General features: G+C 63.8%; 20 protein-coding genes, 1 tRNA gene and 1 other RNA gene. 4 read left to right on the top strand and 18 right to left on the bottom strand.

Going from position 1 to position 19636, the window contains the following annotated elements:
* Positions 1–8: 8 nt before the first annotated feature.
* The 8 genes from dxr to rpsB all read right to left on the bottom strand — a co-directional run bounded on the left by dxr (position 9) and on the right by rpsB (position 6303).
* A complete protein-coding gene (gene dxr, locus A7A77_RS05905; RefSeq protein ID WP_066555161.1) occupies positions 9–1160 on the bottom strand; it encodes a 1-deoxy-D-xylulose-5-phosphate reductoisomerase in 1152 nt (383 codons plus the stop codon).
* A complete protein-coding gene (locus tag A7A77_RS05900) occupies positions 1160–1954 on the bottom strand; it encodes a phosphatidate cytidylyltransferase (RefSeq protein WP_082835940.1) in 795 nt (264 codons plus the stop codon). The genes dxr and A7A77_RS05900 overlap by 1 nt, the downstream gene beginning before the upstream one ends.
* Positions 1941–2585 (bottom strand): polyprenyl diphosphate synthase, encoded by a 645-nt coding sequence (uppS, locus tag A7A77_RS05895; protein ID WP_066555159.1) that lies wholly within the window; start codon positions 2583–2585, stop codon positions 1941–1943. Before uppS ends, A7A77_RS05900 begins: the two co-directional genes overlap by 14 nt.
* Positions 2586–2665: 80 nt before the next feature.
* Complete coding sequence (frr, locus tag A7A77_RS05890; RefSeq protein WP_066555151.1) at positions 2666–3223, bottom strand: ribosome recycling factor; 558 nt, start codon at positions 3221–3223, stop codon at positions 2666–2668.
* A 20-nt stretch (positions 3224–3243) separates the two neighbouring features.
* Entirely contained in the window at positions 3244–3978 is a 735-nt protein-coding gene (gene pyrH / locus A7A77_RS05885; RefSeq protein WP_066555148.1) for a UMP kinase, read from the bottom strand.
* A 124-nt stretch (positions 3979–4102) separates the two neighbouring features.
* Positions 4103–4357 (bottom strand): hypothetical protein, encoded by a 255-nt coding sequence (locus A7A77_RS05880; RefSeq protein ID WP_066555474.1) that lies wholly within the window; start codon positions 4355–4357, stop codon positions 4103–4105.
* A 134-nt stretch (positions 4358–4491) separates the two neighbouring features.
* Positions 4492–5415: a translation elongation factor Ts gene (tsf, locus tag A7A77_RS05875; protein ID WP_066555145.1), complete on the bottom strand. Its 924-nt coding sequence runs from the start codon at positions 5413–5415 to the stop codon at positions 4492–4494.
* Between the two features lie 135 nt (positions 5416–5550).
* On the bottom strand, positions 5551–6303 hold the full coding sequence (gene rpsB, locus A7A77_RS05870) for a 30S ribosomal protein S2 (protein ID WP_066555143.1): 753 nt from the start codon (positions 6301–6303) through the stop codon (positions 5551–5553).
* A gap of 298 nt (positions 6304–6601) precedes the next feature.
* On the opposite strand from rpsB, the gene A7A77_RS05865 reads away from it, so the two are divergent.
* On the top strand, positions 6602–6907 hold the full coding sequence (locus tag A7A77_RS05865; protein ID WP_066555141.1) for a hypothetical protein: 306 nt from the start codon (positions 6602–6604) through the stop codon (positions 6905–6907).
* Here the strand turns inward: A7A77_RS05865 and A7A77_RS05860 are convergent.
* The 4 genes from A7A77_RS05860 to A7A77_RS05845 form a co-directional block, all read right to left on the bottom strand.
* Positions 6852–7658 (bottom strand): CDP-alcohol phosphatidyltransferase family protein, encoded by an 807-nt coding sequence (locus A7A77_RS05860; RefSeq protein ID WP_066555473.1) that lies wholly within the window; start codon positions 7656–7658, stop codon positions 6852–6854. The two genes, A7A77_RS05865 and A7A77_RS05860, sit on opposite strands and share 56 nt — an antisense overlap.
* A 53-nt stretch (positions 7659–7711) precedes the next feature.
* Complete coding sequence (locus tag A7A77_RS05855) at positions 7712–8461, bottom strand: phosphatidylserine decarboxylase (protein WP_066555138.1); 750 nt, start codon at positions 8459–8461, stop codon at positions 7712–7714.
* 68 nt (positions 8462–8529) lie between these two features.
* The gene (locus tag A7A77_RS05850; protein ID WP_066555135.1) at positions 8530–10542 is read right to left on the bottom strand and encodes a TonB-dependent receptor; all 2013 of its coding nucleotides are present in this window, start codon (positions 10540–10542) and stop codon (positions 8530–8532) included.
* A 487-nt stretch (positions 10543–11029) separates the two neighbouring features.
* Positions 11030–11115: transfer RNA gene (locus tag A7A77_RS05845), tRNA-Tyr, on the bottom strand.
* A gap of 153 nt (positions 11116–11268) precedes the next feature.
* Here A7A77_RS05845 and rlmB point away from each other — a divergent pair.
* Together rlmB and A7A77_RS05835 are read left to right on the top strand one after the other, a co-directional pair.
* Positions 11269–12075, top strand: a complete 807-nt coding sequence (rlmB, locus tag A7A77_RS05840; protein ID WP_066555471.1) for a 23S rRNA (guanosine(2251)-2'-O)-methyltransferase RlmB — start codon at positions 11269–11271, stop codon at positions 12073–12075.
* 28 nt (positions 12076–12103) lie between these two features.
* Positions 12104–12940, top strand: a complete 837-nt coding sequence (locus A7A77_RS05835) for a hypothetical protein (RefSeq protein ID WP_066555131.1) — start codon at positions 12104–12106, stop codon at positions 12938–12940.
* 125 nt (positions 12941–13065) lie between these two features.
* Here the strand turns inward: A7A77_RS05835 and A7A77_RS05830 are convergent, their stop codons facing one another.
* The 5 genes from A7A77_RS05830 to ffs all read right to left on the bottom strand — a co-directional run bounded on the left by A7A77_RS05830 (position 13066) and on the right by ffs (position 18556).
* Complete coding sequence (locus A7A77_RS05830) at positions 13066–13338, bottom strand: HU family DNA-binding protein (protein WP_066555127.1); 273 nt, start codon at positions 13336–13338, stop codon at positions 13066–13068.
* Positions 13339–13629: 291 nt separating this feature from the next.
* Complete coding sequence (gene lon, locus A7A77_RS05825; protein WP_066555124.1) at positions 13630–16020, bottom strand: endopeptidase La; 2391 nt, start codon at positions 16018–16020, stop codon at positions 13630–13632.
* Positions 16021–16164: 144 nt separating this feature from the next.
* On the bottom strand, positions 16165–16509 hold the full coding sequence (locus tag A7A77_RS05820) for a YbaB/EbfC family nucleoid-associated protein (protein WP_066555121.1): 345 nt from the start codon (positions 16507–16509) through the stop codon (positions 16165–16167).
* 27 nt (positions 16510–16536) lie between these two features.
* Positions 16537–18327 carry a DNA polymerase III subunit gamma/tau gene (locus tag A7A77_RS05815; RefSeq protein WP_066555118.1) on the bottom strand — a complete coding sequence of 597 codons (1791 nt, stop codon included), beginning with the start codon at positions 18325–18327 and terminating at the stop codon, positions 16537–16539.
* Between the two features lie 134 nt (positions 18328–18461).
* Positions 18462–18556: signal recognition particle sRNA small type (ffs, locus tag A7A77_RS05810), an RNA gene on the bottom strand.
* A 156-nt stretch (positions 18557–18712) separates the two neighbouring features.
* Between ffs and A7A77_RS05805 the strand changes: the two genes are divergently transcribed.
* Positions 18713–19213, top strand: coding sequence for a hypothetical protein (locus tag A7A77_RS05805; protein WP_066555117.1), 501 nt, complete (start codon positions 18713–18715; stop codon positions 19211–19213).
* A 14-nt stretch (positions 19214–19227) separates the two neighbouring features.
* On the opposite strand, the gene A7A77_RS05800 is transcribed toward A7A77_RS05805, so the two are convergent.
* Positions 19228–19506 carry an NADH dehydrogenase ubiquinone Fe-S protein 4 gene (locus A7A77_RS05800; RefSeq protein WP_066555469.1) on the bottom strand — a complete coding sequence of 93 codons (279 nt, stop codon included), beginning with the start codon at positions 19504–19506 and terminating at the stop codon, positions 19228–19230.
* Between the last annotated feature and the right edge of the window lie 130 nt (positions 19507–19636).

The raw sequence follows: 19636 nt of genomic DNA, 5'->3' as shown, positions 1-19636 counted from the left end.
TGCCCTTCTCAGGCGCGAAGCAGAAGCCCCTCTGCCTGCCGGCGCGCTTCGGCATCGGCAGAGATTACATCCTCCAGAGAGGCGGGCGCGGGCGGAATGCCGCGGGCCAGCACTTCCTCGCACTGTGCCACGATATGGGTGAACCCGATCTTACCGGCAAGGAACGCGGCCACGGCCACCTCGTTCGCGGCATTCAGCACGGCAGGCGCCGCCCCGCCCGCCTGTGCGCATTCGCGCGCGACGCGGGTGGCGGGAAACAGCACTTCGTCCGGCGCACGGAAAGTGAGCGTGCCGATAGCGGCAAGATCAAGCGGCGCACACGGCGTATCCATGCGGCGCGGCCAGGCGAGCGCACTGGCAATCGGCACGCGCATATCGCTGGGGCCAAGCTGCGCCAGCGTGGAACCGTCGCGGTATTCCACCATCGAATGCACGATGGACTGCGGGTGGACGATGATGCGCAGCCGATCCAGCCCGACGGGGAAGAGGTGATAGGCCTCGATGAACTCCAGCCCCTTGTTCATCATAGTGGCCGAATCGACGCTGATCTTCGCGCCCATGTCCCAGTTCGGATGGGCCACGGCCTGCGCCGGCGTCGCGGCCTCTATCTCTGCGCGCCCGCAATCGCGGAACGGCCCGCCGCTGGCCGTCAGCGTGATCCAGCGGACATCGGCAAGATCTTCACCGTGCAGGCACTGGAAAATGGCATTGTGTTCGGAATCGACTGGCAGCAACGTCGCGCCGTGGCGGGCGACGGCGGCGGTCATCACTTCGCCCGCGCTGACCAGCGCTTCCTTGTTGGCAAGGGCAATGGTGCCGCCCTGCTCGATCGCGGCCATCGTCGGGGCAAGACCCGCGCAGCCGACGATGGCGGCCACCGTCATGTCCGCCCCGCGCGCCGCCGCATCGACCAGCGCCTGGGCCCCGCCAGCAGCCTCTATCCCCGATCCGGCCAGCGCATCGCGCAATTCCGGCAGGCAAGCCTCATCGCCGACGCCCGCCACTTGCGCATCGAACTCGCGTGCCAGTCGTGCCAGTTCGACCGCGCTGCAATTGGCCGTCAGCGCCACGACACGCCACTTGTCCCGCTCCCGCCGGATCAGATCCAGCGTGGACGCGCCGACAGAGCCGGTGGCGCCGAGAACCGAGATACTGCGCATCAGGAAGCTACCAGCGTCAGCAGGCCGACAAGGATGGAAACCGGCAGCAGCCCGTCGACACGATCGAACACGCCGCCATGGCCGGGGATCAGGGTAGAGCTGTCCTTCAGCTTGGCATGGCGCTTCATCCAGCTTTCGAAGAAATCGCCCGCCTGCGCCACGATGGCCAGTACCGCACCTGCCGCAAGGGCGGAAATCACCAGTTCAGGCCCGCCGAACACGACGAAATAGGTATCGTGAACCTCCGCCGCATTGTCGAACATGCCCAGTTGCCACGCATGGGTGGCCCACATGAACAGCAGCAACGCCACCGTCGCACCAACCACGCCGCCGCCCAGCCCCGCCCATGTCTTCGACGGGCTGATCGCAGGCGCGATCTTCGGCCCGCCGATGGTGCGCCCCGCGAAATAGGCGAAAGTGTCGACAAACGCCGTCACGAGGATCGCGAAAACCACCATCTGCGCGGGCATGTTGACCAGCAGCCACGCCGCTGCGCCCATGTAGAGCGCGCCTGCCAGCATCCAGACGAGCACTTTGCCCGTGCCCAGCGGCGTTTCCGCCGCCATGCGCCGCACGATGCGCTGCCATTCCCAGTATGCCGTGCCCGCGACGAGAACGACCAGCAGATCGAGCAGCCAGCCGCCGCGCCACAGGCAGAATGCGGCAACCGCGACCATGACGATGGCCGATCCTATACGCGTCGGCAGGTCGGTGTTGCGCGGCCCTTCCGGCCTGACATGACCCGGTTCGACCGGCCCCGGCGCTTCTGCGCCCGCCGTGTTATCGTCCGCCATAGCGCCGCTCCCGTCCCGCGAAGTGGTCGAGAGCCTCTGCAAAGTGCGCGGGCGTGAAATCGGGCCAGAGCACGTCGGTGAAATAAAGCTCTGCATAAGCCGCCTGCCACAGCAGGAAATTGGACAATCGCACCTCTCCGCTGGTGCGGATCAGCAAGTCCAGCGGCGGCATGTCCGCCGTGTCGAGATGGCGCGCGATCGCCTCCTCGGTAATCTCGCCTTCCGCCGCAGCGGCACGGGCCGCGCGCACGATTTCGGCCTGCGCCCCGTAATTGAGCGCGATGGCCAGCGTCGTGCCGGTATTGCCCGCCGTGCGGGTAACCGCGCCGTCGATCAGGGCCACGGCCTCCTCGTCAAAGGCGGAATGGTCGCCCACGATCTTCAGCCGGACGCCTGCCTCGGCGATCTCGTCCAGATCGTTGCGGATGAAATGCTTCATCAGCGCGGTAAGATCGGCAATCTCGTCTGCCGGGCGGCCCCAGTTTTCCGTGCTGAAGGCATAGAGCGTCAGCGCCTCTACCGGATTGTCGCGCAGGCTGCGTACAAGCGCGCGCACCGCCTCCACGCCCTTCTTGTGCCCCATCGCACGCGGCAGGAAGCGCTTCTTTGCCCAGCGCCCGTTGCCGTCCATGATGATGGCGACATGACGCGGGTTGGGGCGCGGCCCGCGCCCCCCGCGCGACCCCTGCGCCGCTGAAGGCGCAGCAGCGGTCACTGGCTCAGGATTTCCTTTTCCTTCGCCTCTGCGGCCTTGTCGGCCTCTGCGACGTACTTGTCGGTCAGCTTCTGGACCTCGTCTTCCGACCGCTTGCGATCGTCTTCGGAGATTTCCTTCTTCTTCTCGTCGTCCTTCAGCGCTTCCATCCCGTCGCGGCGCACGTTGCGGATCGCGATCTTGGCCTGTTCGGCATACTTGCCGGCCAGCTTGGCAAGATCCTTGCGGCGCTCTGCCGTAAGGTCGGGCATCGGCAGGCGCAGGGTCTGTCCGTCGATCATCGGGTTAAGGCCGAGGTTGGCGTGGGCAATGCCCTTTTCCACCGCGATCACGTTCGACTTGTCCCACACCTGCACCGACAGCATGCGCGGTTCCGGTGCGGAGACGGTGGCCACCTGGTTCAGCGGCATCATCGCGCCATAAACCTCGACCACCACAGGATCGAGCAGCGAGGTGTTGGCGCGACCGGTGCGCAGGCCCGAAAGATCGCCCTTCAGCGATTCGACGGCGCCGTTCATGCGGCGTTCGATATCGGCCTTATCGAATTTAGCCATGGTTCTTCCTCTCTGATGCGTCAGCTCGCGCCCGGCCCTGCCGTGCGCACGATGGTCTGGGTGCCTTCCCCTGCCAGCACGCGGGCAAGGTTGCCACGTTCGCGGATGGAGAAGACGACGATGGGAATTTCGTTATCGCGGCACAGGGCCACGGCGCTGGCGTCCATCACCTTCAGGTTTTCGGCCAGCACGGTATCGTAATCGATGGTGTCGAAGCGCGTCGCGCTCGCATCCTTTTTCGGGTCGGCGTTGTAGACGCCGTCGACGCTGGTACCCTTGAACAGGGCGTCGCACCGCATTTCGGCGGCGCGCAGGGCGGCGCCTGAATCGGTGGTGAAATAGGGCGCGCCGACACCGGCGGCAAAGATCACCACGCGGCCCTTTTCAAGGTGGCGTTCGGCGCGGCGGCGGATCACCGGCTCGCACACCTGGTCCATCTGGATCGCGCTCTGCACCCGTGTTTCCACGCCCAGCTTTTCCAGCGCGGACTGCATGGCCAGCGCGTTCATCACGGTCGCCAGCATGCCCATGTAATCGGCCTGCGCGCGGTCCATGCCCTTGGCTGCGCCCGCCATCCCGCGAAAGATGTTGCCGCCGCCGATGACGAGGCAGATTTCAAGGCCGGTATCGCGGGCCGCCTTCACCTCTCCGGCCAGCTTGGCGACGAAGTCGGTGTCGATGCCGAACTGCTGGTCGCCCATCAACACCTCGCCCGAAAGCTTCAGGAGGATGCGCTTGGTATCGGCGAGGAGCATGAAAGGGTGCGAGTCCGGTTTGGTTTGCGACTAAGCCCGCGTCCCTAGCGCGGCCCGCGCGCGGGGGGAAGGGGGAAGGGACCTCCCCGAATATGGTTTCGACGGTAATCCCGCCCGCGCCCCATCACTCCTCCCGGCTATCTACCAGATCCGCGACCAGCCACAGGATGCCGAGATTGATCGCCGGGGCCAGCAACGTCACGAAGAATCCAAACGTGTCGTCGCCTTCGAAGAAATGGTTCCACGGCAGGCCGAGCGGGATCAGGAACACACCCGCCAGCGGGTCAGGCTCCTGCCCCACCCAACCGAACGTACCGACAAGAAACAGGCCCAGCGCAATCACATAGGCCAGCGTGAAAATCCGGAACACCCACTTCATCGCAGTCCCCCCGAACTGCGCGACCCGATCGGCAGGATAGCGCAAACAAAGGGAATGCGCACGAAAAAGGGCGGGAAGCCGAAGCTGCCCGCCCTCTTCACGCGGCCGGTTGGCCGCGAAACCCTTGCGAAGGATCAGCCGCCGACGGCAGCTGCGACTTCTGCTGCGAAGTCGCTTTCTTCCTTCTCGATGCCTTCGCCCAGCTGGAAGCGGACATAGTCCTTCAGCACGATCTTCGTGCCTGCATCCTTGCCGGCCTGGGCAACGACCTGCTCGATCGGGGTCTTGTTGTCCATGACGAAGACCTGCGACAGCAGTGCGTTTTCCTTGGCGTACTTGGCTACGGCGCCTTCGACCATCTTTTCCTGCACGTTCTCCGGCTTGCCGCTTTCGGCAGCCTTTTCGCGGGCGATCGCACGCTCGCGCTCGATCACCTCGGCGTCGAGGCCCTCGGCGGTCAGCGCCTGCGGGAACGCGGCGGCGATGTGCATGGCCAGCTGCTTGCCCAGCGATTCCAAAACGTCGGCCGAAGCATCGGATTCAAGCGCGACGAGAACGCCGATCTTGCCGAGGTTCGGGGCAGCGGCGTTGTGCATGTAGGGGACGACGACGCCATTGGCGACTTCAACCGTCTTCATGCGGCGAACCTGCTGGTTCTCGCCGATGGTGGCGACATTGTTGGTCAGCTTGTCGGCAACCGTGCCGCCGGTCGGGTAGGCAGCGGCCTTCAGCGCCTCGACATCGTCGCCAGCAACGCCCAGCGCGACTTCGGTCGTGCTGCGAACGAAGTCCTGGAACTGGTCGTTCTTGGCAACGAAGTCGGTTTCCGAGTTCACTTCGACGGCAACGCCCTTCGTGCCCGAAACGGCAACACCGACAAGGCCCTCTGCCGCGGTGCGGCTGGACTTCTTGGCAGCGGCGGCAAGGCCCTTGGCGCGCAGGAAGTCTACAGCGGCCTCAAGGTCGCCGTTGGTTTCTTCCAGTGCCTTCTTGCAATCCATCATGCCCGCGCCGGTCTTCTCGCGCAGGTTCTTCACGTCAGCGGCGGTGTAAGCCATCGCGTCGTTCCTCTTTAAAATTGTCGTGCTGCCGGGCGGCAGCGTTTGCGGCCCGGCGCACTGAACAGCAAATCATGACATGCCCAAGACAAACGGGGGCGTGACGGTCACGCACCCCGTCGGGGCCGCAAGGCCTCAGGCAGTCGCTTCTTCGGCGGCCGGTTCGTCCATGGCGCCGATATCGGCACCCGAATCGACAACGCCCTTCTGGCCGCCCTGACGGGCTGCGTCGGCGATCGCGTCGCAGTACAGGCGGATGGCGCGCGAAGCGTCATCGTTGGCCGGAACCGGGAATGCGATGCCCGAGGGATCGACGTTGGTGTCGAGGATGCCGACGACCGGAATGCCCAGCACGTTCGCTTCCTTGATGGCCAGGTCTTCCATGTTGGCGTCGATCACGAACATCACGTCCGGAATGCCGCCCATGTCACGGATACCGCCAAGCGAAAGCTCGAGCTTGTCCCGCTTGCGGGTCAGGTCGAGGATTTCCTTCTTGGTCATGCCCGAGATTTCGCCCGAAAGCTTTTCCTCGATCGTCTTCAGCTTCTTTATCGACTGCGAGACTGTCTTCCAGTTGGTGAGCATGCCGCCCAGCCAGCGATGGTTGACGAAATGCTGGCCGCACGAAAGCGCTGCTTCGCGGATCGGGTCCTGCGCCTGGCGCTTGGTGCCGACGAACAGAACCTTGCCGCCGGCCTGCGTGGTGGCCGAAACGAAGTCGAGCGCGCGCTGGAACAGCGGCACGGTCTGCGACAGGTCGATAATGTGAACGCCGTTGCGCGAGCCGAAGATGTATGGCTTCATCCGCGGGTTCCAGCGGTGGGTCTGGTGGCCGAAGTGTGCGCCGGCCTCGATCAATTGCTGCATGGTGACGCCAGTGGACGCCATAAGTCATTCCTTTCCGGTTTGGCCTCTGGAAGACGGATGACCGAGGCAAGTGCCTGCGTGGCACCGGCCAAAGCACCGGGATATGTGCCTTCCATGTGGATTTGCCCGGAAGGAACGCGGCGGAATTGCCGAATCCCTACACGGACGAGCGGCCCCATAGCGGCCCTGCGCGGCAAAGGAAAGCCCTTGCTGGCCACGGCTGCGCGAACGGAATGCTTGACAATTTAGAACAAAAAGAGAACAACGCGAATCAGGAATTGTACCTGATGCTGTTCTTCACAGGGCGCGCTTCGAACTCGTGCTTTCCTTCATAGCGGAAGGAACGCTGGAACAAAAGGGGGTCATTGCCATGCTGTCGAGCCTGATTTCGGTCGCAACGCTGTTCTTCTTCGTCGCGGCTGCGATGGTCGCATGCGGATTGGTCGGCAGCCTGCTGTTCGATCTTCTGCCGGTGCTGCGCGACGGCGACGATCGCCTGCGCCACAATCTGGTGTTCCCGCAAGTCGCCGAACGGCCCGCCGTGCGCCAGCCGGCCCGGGTCTACCGGATCACTCCGCCCGCGCGTCCGGCGATGCGCGAAGCGCCGCTGCGCGCTGCCGCCTGACCTTGGCATAACGCAGCCAGCCATATGGCAGCAGCGCAAGGTACCCGATCGAGATCACGGCCAGCGTCCACCACGGTTCCAGAAACAGAAACGCGCCGAACAGCCCGACAACGGCAATGACCTCGATCCGGATTGAACGGCCCGGTTTAAGCGAAGTCCAGCTCAGCGTCGCAAGGTTGGAAATCATGAGGAAGGCAACCAGCACGACCCAGGGCCCGACCAGCAGGGGATCGCGGAAGATCCCTTCGCCCGTCGCTTCCCAAAGATAGAGCGGCAGAAAGGCAACCCCTGCCCCAACCGGCGCGGGAATGCCGGTCAGGAAGCCGGCGGACTTGTGCGGCTGATCCTCGGCATCGATATCGATCTGCGCGTTGAAGCGGGCAAGCCGCAACATGCAGCAAAGCGCCAGTGCCAGCGCCGCGAACCAGCCAAGGCGCGGCAGGTCCTGCAACGACCAGAGAAACAGGATGAGCGCAGGCGCGACGCCGAACGATAGCGAATCGGCAAGACTGTCGAGTTCGGCGCCGAACCGGCTCTGCGCCTTGAGCAATCGGGCGATGCGCCCGTCGATACCGTCGAGGCAGCCGGCGACCAACACGGCAAGGATCGCACGATCGAAATCGCCGCCGATCGCGAAACGGATACCGGTCAGCCCGATGCAGAGCGCCGCTGCCGTAATCGCATTGGGCACGACCGCCCGCATCGTCAGGCCGCGTGAACGCCTGCGCGGAACGGCCCTTTCGCCATGCATGACTCGCGGACCGACGTCACCGGGTTCGGCAAAACGGTCGTCGAGCGGCTCGTTCACAAGCGGATACCTTCCAGCATCGGCGCGCTGCCGATTTCCGCGATCACGGTTTCACCGGCGATGGTTTTCTGACCCTTGAGCACCTTGGGCTCGGTTCCGGCGGGCAGATAGATATCGACGCGGCTGCCGAAACGGATCAGACCCACGCGCTGTCCTGCGCCGACGATGTCGCCCGGCTTCACGAAAGGCACGATGCGGCGCGCGACAAGGCCCGCGATCTGCGTAAAGCCGATCTTCGTCCCGTCCTGCCGTTCAACCATGAAATGCTGGCGCTCGTTATCCTCGCTAGCCTTGTCGAGATCGGCATTGAGGAACTTGCCGGGGATATAGACAACCCTGCGCACCGTACCCGCGATAGGCGACCGATTGATGTGGACGTCGAACACACTCATGAAGATGGAAACCCGTGTGACCGGCTCGGTTCCCATGCCTGGCGAATCCGGTCCGTCGTCGAACTGCAGTTCCGGCGGCGGCGGCACTTGCGCGATCAGCGTCACCAACCCGTCCGCCGGGGCAACGACAAGGTTTTCCCCCTGCGGCACCACGCGTTGCGGATCGCGGAAAAACGCAAGCACGCCCAGCGTCAGGAATCCCAGCGGCCATGCAATCGTCTCCCACGCAAGGAACGCGAAGACCAACGCGGCGGCTGCGGTGATGAGGCCGAACTTGCGGCCTTCGGGGTGGATCGGCGGCCAGCTCCAGCCAGCGTCGCCACGCCCACGGTTATCGAGTATTTCTCCTGCCATCGCGGCTATCTAGGCGCTGACAGCAAGGGCGGCAAGGACAAGCGCGCAATGATGCGGCGGACAATTTCCTAGAACGAGCCCTTCACCAGCAGCCGAAAGATCGGTCCGATCAGGCGATCCCCACTCTCGCGAACCAGCACCGGATCCCGCAGGCGACGACCGTCCCACACCGTGCGTTCCAGCCGGTTGCGCGCGCCGGCGACATTGCCCATTTCGCCGCGAACGGTCATGCCCAGCACGTCCTTGTGCTCGGCAAAGACCTGCATGAAAACCGGACCTTCCCATTCCTCGCGCACTTCGGTCAGGTAATAACGCGGTCGTTCGCGCGAAGATTGCAGGGTCACGCCATAAGCGACGTCGGTGTTCGGAATGTCGTGCCGGAATTCCGCCTTGGCCGTATACCAGTCGTTACCGCTGATGTGGCGCTTCTCTCCCGAAAGGGGATCGCTAACCGAGCTATCCTCATAACTGACTTCCAGATCGAGCCTCGCGCCCTGCGCCCCCAGCGGAGCCAGTTCCAGCGTGCCCGTCCAGCGCGCGCCAAACTGGTGGGCACGCGGCAGGTTACCAACCGATTCTCCATCGTCGCCGATCGGGACGATGTCGATGATATCGTCGATCCGCCGCGCCCAGATGGCCATCCGCGTCTTCCCCCACTTGCCCAGCGAGCGTCCGCCCTCGACGTCGATCTCCCAGCTTTGCGGCGGCACGAGATCGGGGTTGCCGCTATCCTCACGGTCTTGCTGCAAGTCCTGTTGCGCGAGGAAATCGTAGAAACTGATCTGGCCCACCCTGCGGCGCAGTTTCAGGCTGAAATCCCATGCCTTATCCGGGCGCCACCCCAGCGTGATGCTGCCTTTGGGGCGCACGAAACGGCGCGTTTCCACCTCGCCGGTATCGCGGGATAGCTGCGAATATTCCGCACCGCCGTCGATCTGCAGGTCGAGCTTGGCAGAAAGCGGACGGCTCAGCGTCGCGATCCCTTCGTACCGTACCTCGTCGACTTTGCCGCTGCCCCCGGGGAAGTCTATTTCCTCGTAATCGCCATCTTCGAGCAGTGTGTAGAGCGAACCTTCCTGATCCAACGAGTTATAGGCGCGCTCCACCGAAAGCTGCCAGTTGTTCGCGCCGCTCTTCCATTCGTATTCGCCGCGCAGCACCGTCTCGCCGATCAGGCTGTCGCGCACGAACAACACGCCGGCATCGGGCGAACCGTCGCCAAAGCGCGATGTCTGCCACGTGTCGATCGGCTCGTCATCGAAATGCCTCAGTCCGATGAACTTGAACCGGCCGGGGCCGAGCCGGAATTCAAGATCACCGCTCATGTCGAACTGATAACCGTCGTTGACCTGTTTAAGGTCACGCTCGAACGGCATCGAACCGACAATCTGGCGATCCTGGTCAAGAGTCAGTTCGTACCAGTAGGGCGTGATCGCGACGGTCAGGTTGCCCTTTGAACTACCGGGTCCATCAACTGCAACCTGCCCCTGGATCTTGGCGAAATCGATGCCGATCTGCAGCACCTCCCGCCTGTTTTCGAGGAGTGCGCCATCCGGCCCGACGATCCGCAATGGCCCGCCAAACGCGCCCCGGCTGCCGTAATCTTCCACCGACAACGTGTAGTCGACCGGCCCGGCCTTGTCGGAATAGCTGACCTGCCCGCGAAACCAGAAGGGGCGGGCATAGTGCGCGCGCCATTCGGGATTCCACTCGAACTGGCCGACAGCGGCGCTGCGCTCTGCCAGCACGACGTTGGCGACCTGACCTGTCAGGCCGGCAATACCCAGCCCGGATGCGTCGCGAATCTCGATGCGCAGGACTTGTCCGGCGGTGATGCGCTGCAGTTCGCGCACTGCGCCGCCCGACTTGTTGGCGATGCGTTCGCCATCGATCAAAACATTTTCTGACGCTTCGCCAAGCCCCCGCTCCTGATCTGCCTCGCGGATCGAGAAGCCCGGCACGCGTTCCAGCATGTCATAGGCGGTGCGCGGACCGAAATGTTCGAAGTCGGCCGCCTCGAATATGCGGGCATCGCCCTCCACGCGCGCCTCAGGCGCATTGCCCTCGGTAGTTTCAGACATTTCGGCACAGGCGGGACGAGGCATGCAGCCCAGGCAGAGGGCAAGCACCCCAATCCAGCACAGTCGTCCATGCCGGTCATGTGCGCCGATAGCACCCCACGTCATACCAGTAGGAATAGTCGTGACCCTCTCCCTGCACCGCGCGACAAGATGCACGGCATCACCGTCGCCGTGTTCCGGACCTCCGCTTCCGGCCGCCACCCGACTTCGACCGGAAGCCGATCCTGTTCGACCAGCAACTTGTCACACTTGTAACCATTCAAGCTCAATTCGTCACAGGTTTTTCCGCGTCCTGCGGGCGGCTTTCGAGCAAGCCCGGCTCAGGTTGATCGGCAAGAACGACGGTGGTGGACAGTGATGGATTGTGGCCTGCGGCCACGTCTCCGCGGCGCTCCGGCTCCGAACCAACTTTCCAACTGCGTTCGAATACGTTGATTCACACTGCCGTGACAGCTGCAAGCTTGTGCTGTTCTGTCGGTGGCGGCGGTGGTGGACAGGGCTGGATTCGAACCAACGTACGCTTGCGCGGGCAGATTTACAGTCTGCTGCCTTTAACCACTCGGCCACCTGTCCACACCGGTGCCGCAAAGTGTCTGGAAAGCCACTTCTTCGAGCGGGGCAATGGTGCCCCGTCCGGCCGAGAGGCGCCCCTTTGGCGAAGCGGCGCTTGCCTGTCAATGGGGGTCATGGCTAGAGCGCTTGGAAATTGGAAAGGCAAAGCTGGCAATGGCGAAAAAGGGTGAAAAACGGGTTCTGCGCGGTCGTGCGGGCCGGATGCAGGGCGGACGCGGCAGCGGCCGTGCCTCCAAAGGCGCGGTGCGCCTGTGGGGCCGCCATGCGGTGACGGCGGCGCTGAACAACCCGGATCGTGACATCAACAAGATCTGGGCCGTGCGCGAAACGCTGGAAGAAATGGTCAACGCGGGAGAGATCGAGCTGCCCGAAGGCGTGCGCGTCGAATATGCCGACGGGCAGGATCTGGCCCGTCTCGTATCCCGCGATGCGCCGCACCAGAACATTGTCATCGAATGCGAGCCACTGCCCGAACTGTTTCTGGTAGACGTGGCCGAAGGCGATCCGGCAGCGCCCATCGTCGTGCTCGACCATGTGACCGATCCGCACAACGTGGGCGCGATCATGCGTTCGGCAGCCGCTTTCGGCGCGGCCTGCATCGTGACGCAGGACCGGCATGCACCGCCCGAATCAGGCACGCTGGCAAAATCGGCGTCGGGCGCGCTTGAAACTCTGCCGTGGATTCGCGTCGTGAACCTGTCCCGCGCCTTGGAAGAGATGGCGGAACTCGGTTACTGGCGCATTGGCCTCGACGGCGATGGCGAGGCCACGCTTGCCGAAGCCCTGCCGACCGGGCCTGTCGCGCTGGTGCTTGGCGCCGAAGGGGATGGCCTGCGCTATCAGGTCGGCCAGCACTGCGACCAGATCGCGCGCCTGCCGATCGCGGCTGCCGTCGAAAGCCTCAATGTCTCTAACGCAGCGGCCATTGCCCTTTACGCTTGTGCAATGCGCGGCCAGTAAGAACGGACGGGATCTTGAGGAGGGAACCATGGGGAAATCGTTCACGCTGAAGCGCATGGCATGCGCCATGCTTGCCGCATCATCGCTGCTGCTGTCGGGCTGCCTGCTGACGCCGGGCAAGTTCACGTCCGAACTGACGCTGAAGAAAGGCGGCGGTTTCGCTTACACCTACGACGGCGAAATCTCGATGATGGGCCTGACCCAGCTGGCGAAGATGGACGGCAAGCAGACCTTTGAGGCCGAGTGCTACGACGACGATTTCGAGGAAACCACCTGCACCGCCGAACAGGAAGCCGAACAGCGCGCCGAGTGGGAGGCCGAACAGGCCAAGGAAGCCGCGGAAAAGCAGCAGTTCGTAAAGATGATGGGCAGCCTCGATCCCTCCGATCCGGAAAGCGCGGAAAAGCTAGCCGAGACCCTTCGCAAGCAACGCGGGTGGAGCAAGGTCACCCATGTCGGGGAAGGCCTGTTCGTGGTGAGCTATGCGATCAGCGGCAATCTGACCCATGGTTTCGTTTTCCCGATGGTCGAGAAAATGCCGATGGTCTCTCCCTTCGTCACTGCCCTGCCCCGGGCCGACGGCAGTGTGCGGGTAGAGGCCGATGGCTTCGGCGGGGAACAGATGTCCGGCATGGGACCCGGCCTTGGCATGATGAGCATGATGGGTGCGGCCGGCAAGAAGGACGACGATGCGCCCGCCCCTGTCCTGCCGGACGGTACGTTCACGATCGTGACCGACGGACGCATCCTTGCCAACAACACCGACGAGGGGCCGGAAATCCTTGGCGGCGACATGCAGCGGCTGAGCTGGAAGGTCGATGTTTCGCGCAAGTCGGCGCCGATGGCGCTGATCGCGCTGAACTGATCGGCGAACATTTCGCGGGTCGCCGTTAACGGCGGCGACAACCGGGCAAAGAAAAAGCCGCGCGGGGCATCAGCACCGCGCGGCTTTTCATGCGACCCCGTTAAAGGGGGGTAACGACAAGCGCCTTAGTTGACGGCGTCCTTCAGGCCCTTGCCCGCCTTGAACTTGGGCTGGGTCGAAGCCTTGATCGTCATCGGCTCGCCAGTGCGCGGGTTGCGACCGGTCGATGCCTTGCGCTTTGCAACCGAGAACGTGCCGAAGCCAACCAGGCGAACTTCGTCGCCCTTGGCCAGCGAAGCAGTAATGGCATCGAAGACACTTTCGACAGCTTTGGTCGCGTCATTGCGCGAAAGACCGCTGGTGTCCGCCACGGTCCCGATCAGTTCGTTCTTGTTCATGTGACTTGAAACCCCCTTGATGGATCATTCATTCGAAATTTCGGGAAGCGAGACCGACGAGAACCGCCGGTTCGCAATCGCTGTTCGCGAGTTGCGGGAATGGAGACGTTTTTCCCTGCGCTGTCAAAGCCAAATTGCCGCAGGAACGGTTGATTTCCGCCCTTTTTAAGACAAATCGAGCTCGTAATCAGACCTGATGCGCAGCGATCTTCCAATCGCGCGCAACATGCCGCATCGCAACATCGGATCCGTTGCAGGCGCAACCGGTTCCCGTGTGCGATTCGAAACCCGTCAGTGGGCGGTCGGCGATACCTCGCCCGTGCCTTGAAGCGGTCCGGGCTGGCTGGCGATGTCGTCCTCCTCGCTCCACTCGATCGGGACCAGCGGTTCGGACAACGCGCGGGCCAGAACCTCGTCGACGTGGGCGACAGGGATGATCTCCAGCCGCTCGACGATGTTGGCCGGAATCTCGACGAGATCCTTCTCGTTCTCTTCCGGGATCAGCACCGTCTTGATGCCGCCGCGAAGCGCCGCCAGCAGCTTTTCCTTCAGCCCGCCGATGGCCAGCACGCGCCCGCGCAGGGTGACTTCACCGGTCATCGCAGTGTCGGCGCGGACCGGAATGCCGGTGAGCGTCGAAACTATGGAGGTGACCATGCCCACACCCGCGCTCGGCCCGTCTTTCGGAACGGCGCCTTCGGGCAAGTGGATGTGAATGTCCTTGCGGTGGAAGATCGACGGCTTGATGCCGTAGGCTGGCGCGCGCGCCTTCACGAACGAGAATGCGGCCTGCACCGATTCCGTCATGACTTCGCCCAGCTTGCCGGTCGTGCGCACCTGCCCCTTGCCGGGCACGGTCACGCTTTCGATCGTCAGCAGTTCGCCGCCCACCTCGGTCCATGCAAGACCGGTAACCGCGCCCACCTGGTTCTCTTCATCGGAAACGCCGTGGCGGAACTTACGGACACCCGCGAAATCGCCAAGGTTTTCGGGCGTGATGGTGACGGTTTCGACCTTGCCTTCAAGAATCTTGCGCAAGCTCTTGCGCGCCAGTCGCGCAACCTCGCGCTCCAGCGTACGGACGCCGGCTTCGCGGGTGTAGTACCGGATGAGGTCGCGAAGCGCGGGTTCGGTCAGTTCGAACTCGCCCTTCTTCAACCCGTGCAGTTCGACCTGCTTGTCGACCAGATGGCGCTGCGCGATCTCGACCTTTTCGTCCTCGGTGTAACCCTCCAGCCGGATGATCTCCATACGATCCAGCAGCGGCTGCGGCAGGTTCAGGCTGTTCGCCGTGCAGACGAACATGATGTCCGACAGGTCGTAATCGATTTCCAGATAGTGGTCCTGGAACTTCGCGTTCTGTTCGGGGTCCAGCACTTCGAGCAGGGCCGAGGCCGGATCGCCGCGGAAATCCTGACCCAGCTTGTCGATCTCGTCCAGAAGGAACAGCGGGTTACTCGTGCCCGCCTTCTTCAGGTTCGACACGATCTTGCCCGGCAGGGAGCCGATGTAGGTGCGGCGGTGACCGCGGATCTCCGCTTCGTCACGAACGCCGCCCAGCGACTGGCGCACGAATTCGCGGCCGCAAGCCTTGGCGATGGACTGGCCGAGCGAGGTCTTGCCAACGCCCGGCGGGCCGACGAGGCACAGGATCGGGCCTTTCAGCTTCTTCGTGCGGGCCTGCACCGCAAGGTATTCGACGATGCGGTCCTTCACCTTGTCCAGCGCGTAGTGATCGGCATCGAGCACTTCCTGTGCCTTGCCGATATCCTTCTTCAGCTTGCTCTTCTTGCCCCACGGCAGGCCAAGGAGCACGTCGAGGTAATTGCGGATGACCGTTGCCTCTGCAGACATCGGCTGCATCGAACGCAGCTTCTTCAGCTCCGACTCCGCCTTCGCCTTCGCTTCCTTCGAAAGCTTCGTACCCTCGATCTTCGCGGCCAGTTCGGCCAGCTCGTCGCCGCCTTCGTCACCGCCGCCCAGTTCGTTCTGGATCGCCTTCAGCTGTTCGTTGAGGTAATATTCGCGCTGCGTCTTTTCCATCTGCCGCTTTACGCGGCCACGGATCTTGCGCTCCACCTGCAGCACGCCAAGCTCGCCCTCCATGAAGGACATCGCCATTTCGAGGCGCTTGAGCGGATCGCGCTCGGTAAGCATCGCCTGCTTGTCGGAAACCTTCGCCGCGATGTTGGAGGCGACAGCATCGGCAAGGCGCGAGGCATCGTCGATCTCGCCCAGTTGTTCGCCCGCATCCGCCGACAGCTTCTTGTTCAGCTTGGCATAGTCGTTGAACTGTTCGACCACCTGCCGCATCAGGGCCGAAACCTCGGTCCCGCTGGCGGTGATCTCGTCCATCGGCTCTACCGCGGCGACCAGCATGGGGCCGCGTTCGTCAAGCGTGCGCATCGTGGCGCGGTGCTGCCCTTCCACCAGCACGCGAACGGTGCCGTCGGGCAGCTTCAGCAGTTGCAGCACGCTGGCAACGACACCCACATCGTACAGATCGTCGGAACCCGGATCGTCACAGCCCGGATCGAGCTGCGATACGAGCATGATGTCCTTTTCCCCCGCCATCGCGGCTTCCAGCGCCGCGACCGATTTCTCGCGCCCCACGAAGAGGGGCACGACCATGCCGGGAAACACGACAATGTCGCGCAGGGGCAGGAGAGGATATTCGTTCATATGCTTCTTTTCCGTCCAGGAAATACGATCACCGTGTCACCCTGATAGGATGATGGGGCCGGCACCGGTCAATCATCTGCCGCGCCGTTTGCGCCGATATGGGGGTTTTCTGCGCAACGACAAGCAATGTGCGTACCCGTCCGGTCAGAGGCCGAGCTTGGAAAGATCAAAACCGGGGGGAAGTCCGGCGCCCTGCTGCACGCGGGCCATTTCCTCGCCCGCCTTCTGGTCGGCGCGCCCGCGCGCATCGTTGAAGGCGGCCGTGATCAGGTCTTCCAGCATCTGCTTTTCGGACGGGACCATCAGGCTGTCGTCGATCGACACGCCGAGAATGCGGCCCTTTGCGGTGCAGCGGATCTTCACCATGCCGCCGCCCGACTGCCCTTCGACCTCGATCGCGTCGAGCGTGGCCTGCGCCTCGTTCATCTGCTTCTGGATCGTCTGGGCCGCGGCCTGCGCTGCCTGGATCATTTCTTCCATCGACTTCATCTTCGTATTCCTCGTGTGGGCGGGCGCTCAGGCCCGCCGGATTTCCTTGTCGGTTTCCAGCAGCTTCGCGTCGGGAAAGGCTTCCATGGCGGCCTTCACCATCGGCGAATTTCGGACGATGTCGGCTTCCTGCTCGGCCTCCGCCTTGCGGCGTTCCAGCACGGTAGGTGTACCCTCCTCGCCCGAAGGTGCACGTTCGACAAGCCAGCGTTCGCCCGTTGCGCGGTAGAGTGCGTCGCGCAGGTCCTGCCCCACGTCCTCGTTGAAACCGGGGGCGAGTTGGTATGTCAGGCTGCCGGATGCAAGGGCGACGACGCGCACCCAGTCGGTCATCACCTGCCCTACGCGCAATTGTCCCGCGGCCTCCACTTGCGCGATCAGCGCTTCCCACACCGGCGGCGGACCGGCCACGACCTGCGCGGCGGGTGCATCGACAGGTGCGGCAGGCGCGTCACCCGTGGCGGCAGGGGGCCGCGCGGCAATTTCATCCAGCTTGCGGATCAGGGAGCCGGGATCGGGCATGTCTGCGGCATGCATCACGCGCAGCAGCGCCATCTGCGCAGCCACGATCGGTTCGGGCGCGGTGCGTACTTCCTCGTGCCCTTTCAGTAGCAGCTGCCACAACCGGTGGACTTGCGCCGCACCCAGCTTCTGCGCCCAGCCGGCGATGGCCTCGCGCTCCTCCGCGCTGGGCGCATCGGCCTCGCCTTTCCCAAGCTGGCACAGCGCGATGCGATGGACGAGATCCATCTGCCCACGCATTACCGCTACTGGTTCGACACCCAGCGAATACTGCCGGTTCAGCACGTCGAGCAGTTCAACACCATTGCCGGAAATGACGGCTCTCAACAGCTCGCGCTGGACGCCCTTGTCGGCAAGGCCCAGCATCTCGCGGACCTGTTCGGCAGTAACGTGCGTGCCCTCGCCCGCGCTTGCCATGTCGGCATGGGCGATGGCCTGATCGAGGATCGACAGACCGTCGCGCACCGAACCTTCGGCAGCGGATGCCACCATGGCCAGCGCCTCGTCCTCCGCCGTCACGCCCTCCGCCTCGCACACGCGGGCGAAGTGTTCGCGCAGCATCGGCGCGGTGATGCGGCGAAGATCGAACCGCTGGCACCGCGACAATACCGTGACCGGCAGCTTGTCCACCTCGGTCGTCGCGAACAGGAACTTCACATGCGCCGGCGGTTCCTCCAGCGTCTTGAGGAGCGCGTTGAACGCGTTCCTCGACAGCATGTGAACCTCGTCGATGATGTAGATCTTGTAGCGCGCGGAAACGGCGGCATAGCGCACCGCCTCGATGATTTCGCGAACGTCGTCCACGCCGGTATGGCTTGCCGCGTCCATCTCGATCACGTCGATATGCCGCCCCTCGGCAATCGCGATGCAGGGTTCGCACTTCCCGCAAGGATCGATCGTCGGCCCGCCAGTCCCGTCGGGGCCGATGCAGTTCAGCGCCTTGGCGATCAGGCGTGCGGTGGATGTCTTGCCGACCCCGCGAACGCCGGTCATCAAAAAGGCATGGGCCAGCCTGTCGCGGCGGATCGCGTTGGCCAGCGTCTGGACCATTGCGTCCTGCCCGATCAGTTCGCCGAACGTCTGGGGCCGGTACTTGCGCGCCAGCACGCGATAGGGCTGCGCGGCTGTCGGCGCAGGGGCAGCGACAGGCGGGACAGCAGCCGCAGGCGGCGGCTGAGCAGGGGCCGGATCGCCGAACAGCGCGTTCTGGCCGGCAGCCTCAAGCTCCGCAGCGGTGGGCTTCGGGTCTTCGCCTTCAGGCTCCTGCGAGCCGAAAATGTCGGGTGAATCGGACATCGCTTGCCAATCTAGGGACCACTCACCCGCATGTCGAACCTGACGGCGGGTTGAATCCGCCGAAATCTGTGCGCGATCGCATGGCGCCGCAAAACACCCGGTCAGCCAAGGGCAGAAATCCAGCGATGCGAAGTGAAAAAGGAGCCGGGCGACCCGCTGCCATCCGTTGTGGCTGCTTCCTTCCGGACCTGACCAGGTTGGCGGACGCGAACGTCCACCCGACTCCCGATGCGCGATATGGCGATGTTCGCGGCCAATGACAAGCCCCGCCGGCATGTGCCGAACGGTCCCGCAACGGGACGCCCGTTACCACGTATGGTTACCGCGATTGGCCGGTTTCCGCGCGAGTGATAGGGATACAAACACGGTTTCGAAGGTTAATCGCATGATGAAAGAACGCATCCTTACCGCTCCGCTGATCGCGCTGGCACTGGCCACCACGCCGGTCATGCCCGCGCAGGCGGGATCTTTTGACGGGATCGATTTCGGCGATGATGCGGGCGATTTCGCGAATGACGGGGAATGCGACGACTTGCGCTTCACCGGCGAAGGGATGACCGAAACGCCGCTGCTGCCCGACGATATCTTTCGCGACGCCAGTGATTGCCGCGCCGCGTTCGGCACCGGCAAGATCACGCTCGCCCCGCTGTTCATCCGCCTGTCCGGCGAAGCGGAAATCATCTGGGGTGACGATACCAGCGACTTTGCCCGCGACGGGGAATGCGACGATCTTCGCTTCGAAGGGCCGGGCCTGACCGATACGCCGCTGATCGCGGAAGACATCGGCCACGACGCGACCGATTGCCGCGCAGCCTATAAGAAAGGCAAGATCACCTGGCGCATGGGGGCGATCAGCGCCCTTCTGTCGGACGCCGTGATCGCCTGATCCGGCGCAGCTGTTTAACGGAAATTGTCGGCGTAGGCCTGAAGCTTCAGGCGGCGGGGCGGCGTTGCCACAACGTGCGCCTCTATCCCGTATTTCGCGGCATAGGCTGCGGCCGCTTCGGCATCGGGGAAGCTCAGCTGAACCTGCTGCTGCGTATCGCCCGATCCGGCCCAGCCCATCAGCGGATCCGGCTTTTTCGCTTCGGCAGGCACGAAATCAAGCACCCAGTCGGACGTGCGGGCGCGGCCGGACTGCATGGCATTCTTCGGACGCTGGTAGATACGGGCAGGCATGTTTTCAGTGTCCCTCAAACGCCGGACGGGGCGCATCCGCGCCCCTTGGCTTCCTCGCAATAAGCTCGGGCGGCCATTCGGCCTTGCGGCTCTCGCTTCGCGGGCCGGATAAGCGATTCTCCTGCTTGGC

The sequence above is a fragment of the Croceicoccus bisphenolivorans genome, from assembly GCF_001634625.1.
Taxonomy (GTDB): Bacteria; Pseudomonadota; Alphaproteobacteria; order Sphingomonadales; family Sphingomonadaceae; genus Croceicoccus; species Croceicoccus bisphenolivorans.
This window is presented reverse-complemented; position numbering and strand designations above follow the sequence as displayed.

Bases quoted from the DNA above. Each gene is read 5' to 3' on its own strand.
- dxr (WP_066555161.1), bottom strand. From the start codon at position 1,160: ATGCGCAGTATCTCGGTTCTCGGCGCCACCGGCTCTGTCGGCGCGTCC.
- A7A77_RS05900 (WP_082835940.1), bottom strand. From the start codon at position 1,954: ATGGCGGACGATAACACGGCGGGCGCAGAAGCGCCGGGGCCGGTCGAA.
- uppS (WP_066555159.1), bottom strand. From the start codon at position 2,585: ATGGACGGCAACGGGCGCTGGGCAAAGAAGCGCTTCCTGCCGCGTGCG.
- frr (WP_066555151.1), bottom strand. From the start codon at position 3,223: ATGGCTAAATTCGATAAGGCCGATATCGAACGCCGCATGAACGGCGCC.
- pyrH (WP_066555148.1), bottom strand. From the start codon at position 3,978: ATGCTCCTCGCCGATACCAAGCGCATCCTCCTGAAGCTTTCGGGCGAG.
- A7A77_RS05880 (WP_066555474.1), bottom strand. From the start codon at position 4,357: ATGAAGTGGGTGTTCCGGATTTTCACGCTGGCCTATGTGATTGCGCTG.
- tsf (WP_066555145.1), bottom strand. From the start codon at position 5,415: ATGGCTTACACCGCCGCTGACGTGAAGAACCTGCGCGAGAAGACCGGC.
- rpsB (WP_066555143.1), bottom strand. From the start codon at position 6,303: ATGGCGTCCACTGGCGTCACCATGCAGCAATTGATCGAGGCCGGCGCA.
- A7A77_RS05860 (WP_066555473.1), bottom strand. From the start codon at position 7,658: ATGCATGGCGAAAGGGCCGTTCCGCGCAGGCGTTCACGCGGCCTGACG.
- A7A77_RS05855 (WP_066555138.1), bottom strand. From the start codon at position 8,461: ATGGCAGGAGAAATACTCGATAACCGTGGGCGTGGCGACGCTGGCTGG.
- A7A77_RS05850 (WP_066555135.1), bottom strand. From the start codon at position 10,542: ATGTCTGAAACTACCGAGGGCAATGCGCCTGAGGCGCGCGTGGAGGGC.
- rlmB (WP_066555471.1), top strand. From the start codon at position 11,269: ATGGCGAAAAAGGGTGAAAAACGGGTTCTGCGCGGTCGTGCGGGCCGG.
- A7A77_RS05835 (WP_066555131.1), top strand. From the start codon at position 12,104: ATGGGGAAATCGTTCACGCTGAAGCGCATGGCATGCGCCATGCTTGCC.
- A7A77_RS05830 (WP_066555127.1), bottom strand. From the start codon at position 13,338: ATGAACAAGAACGAACTGATCGGGACCGTGGCGGACACCAGCGGTCTT.
- lon (WP_066555124.1), bottom strand. From the start codon at position 16,020: ATGAACGAATATCCTCTCCTGCCCCTGCGCGACATTGTCGTGTTTCCC.
- A7A77_RS05820 (WP_066555121.1), bottom strand. From the start codon at position 16,509: ATGAAGTCGATGGAAGAAATGATCCAGGCAGCGCAGGCCGCGGCCCAG.
- A7A77_RS05815 (WP_066555118.1), bottom strand. From the start codon at position 18,327: ATGTCCGATTCACCCGACATTTTCGGCTCGCAGGAGCCTGAAGGCGAA.
- A7A77_RS05805 (WP_066555117.1), top strand. From the start codon at position 18,713: ATGATGAAAGAACGCATCCTTACCGCTCCGCTGATCGCGCTGGCACTG.
- A7A77_RS05800 (WP_066555469.1), bottom strand. From the start codon at position 19,506: ATGCCTGCCCGTATCTACCAGCGTCCGAAGAATGCCATGCAGTCCGGC.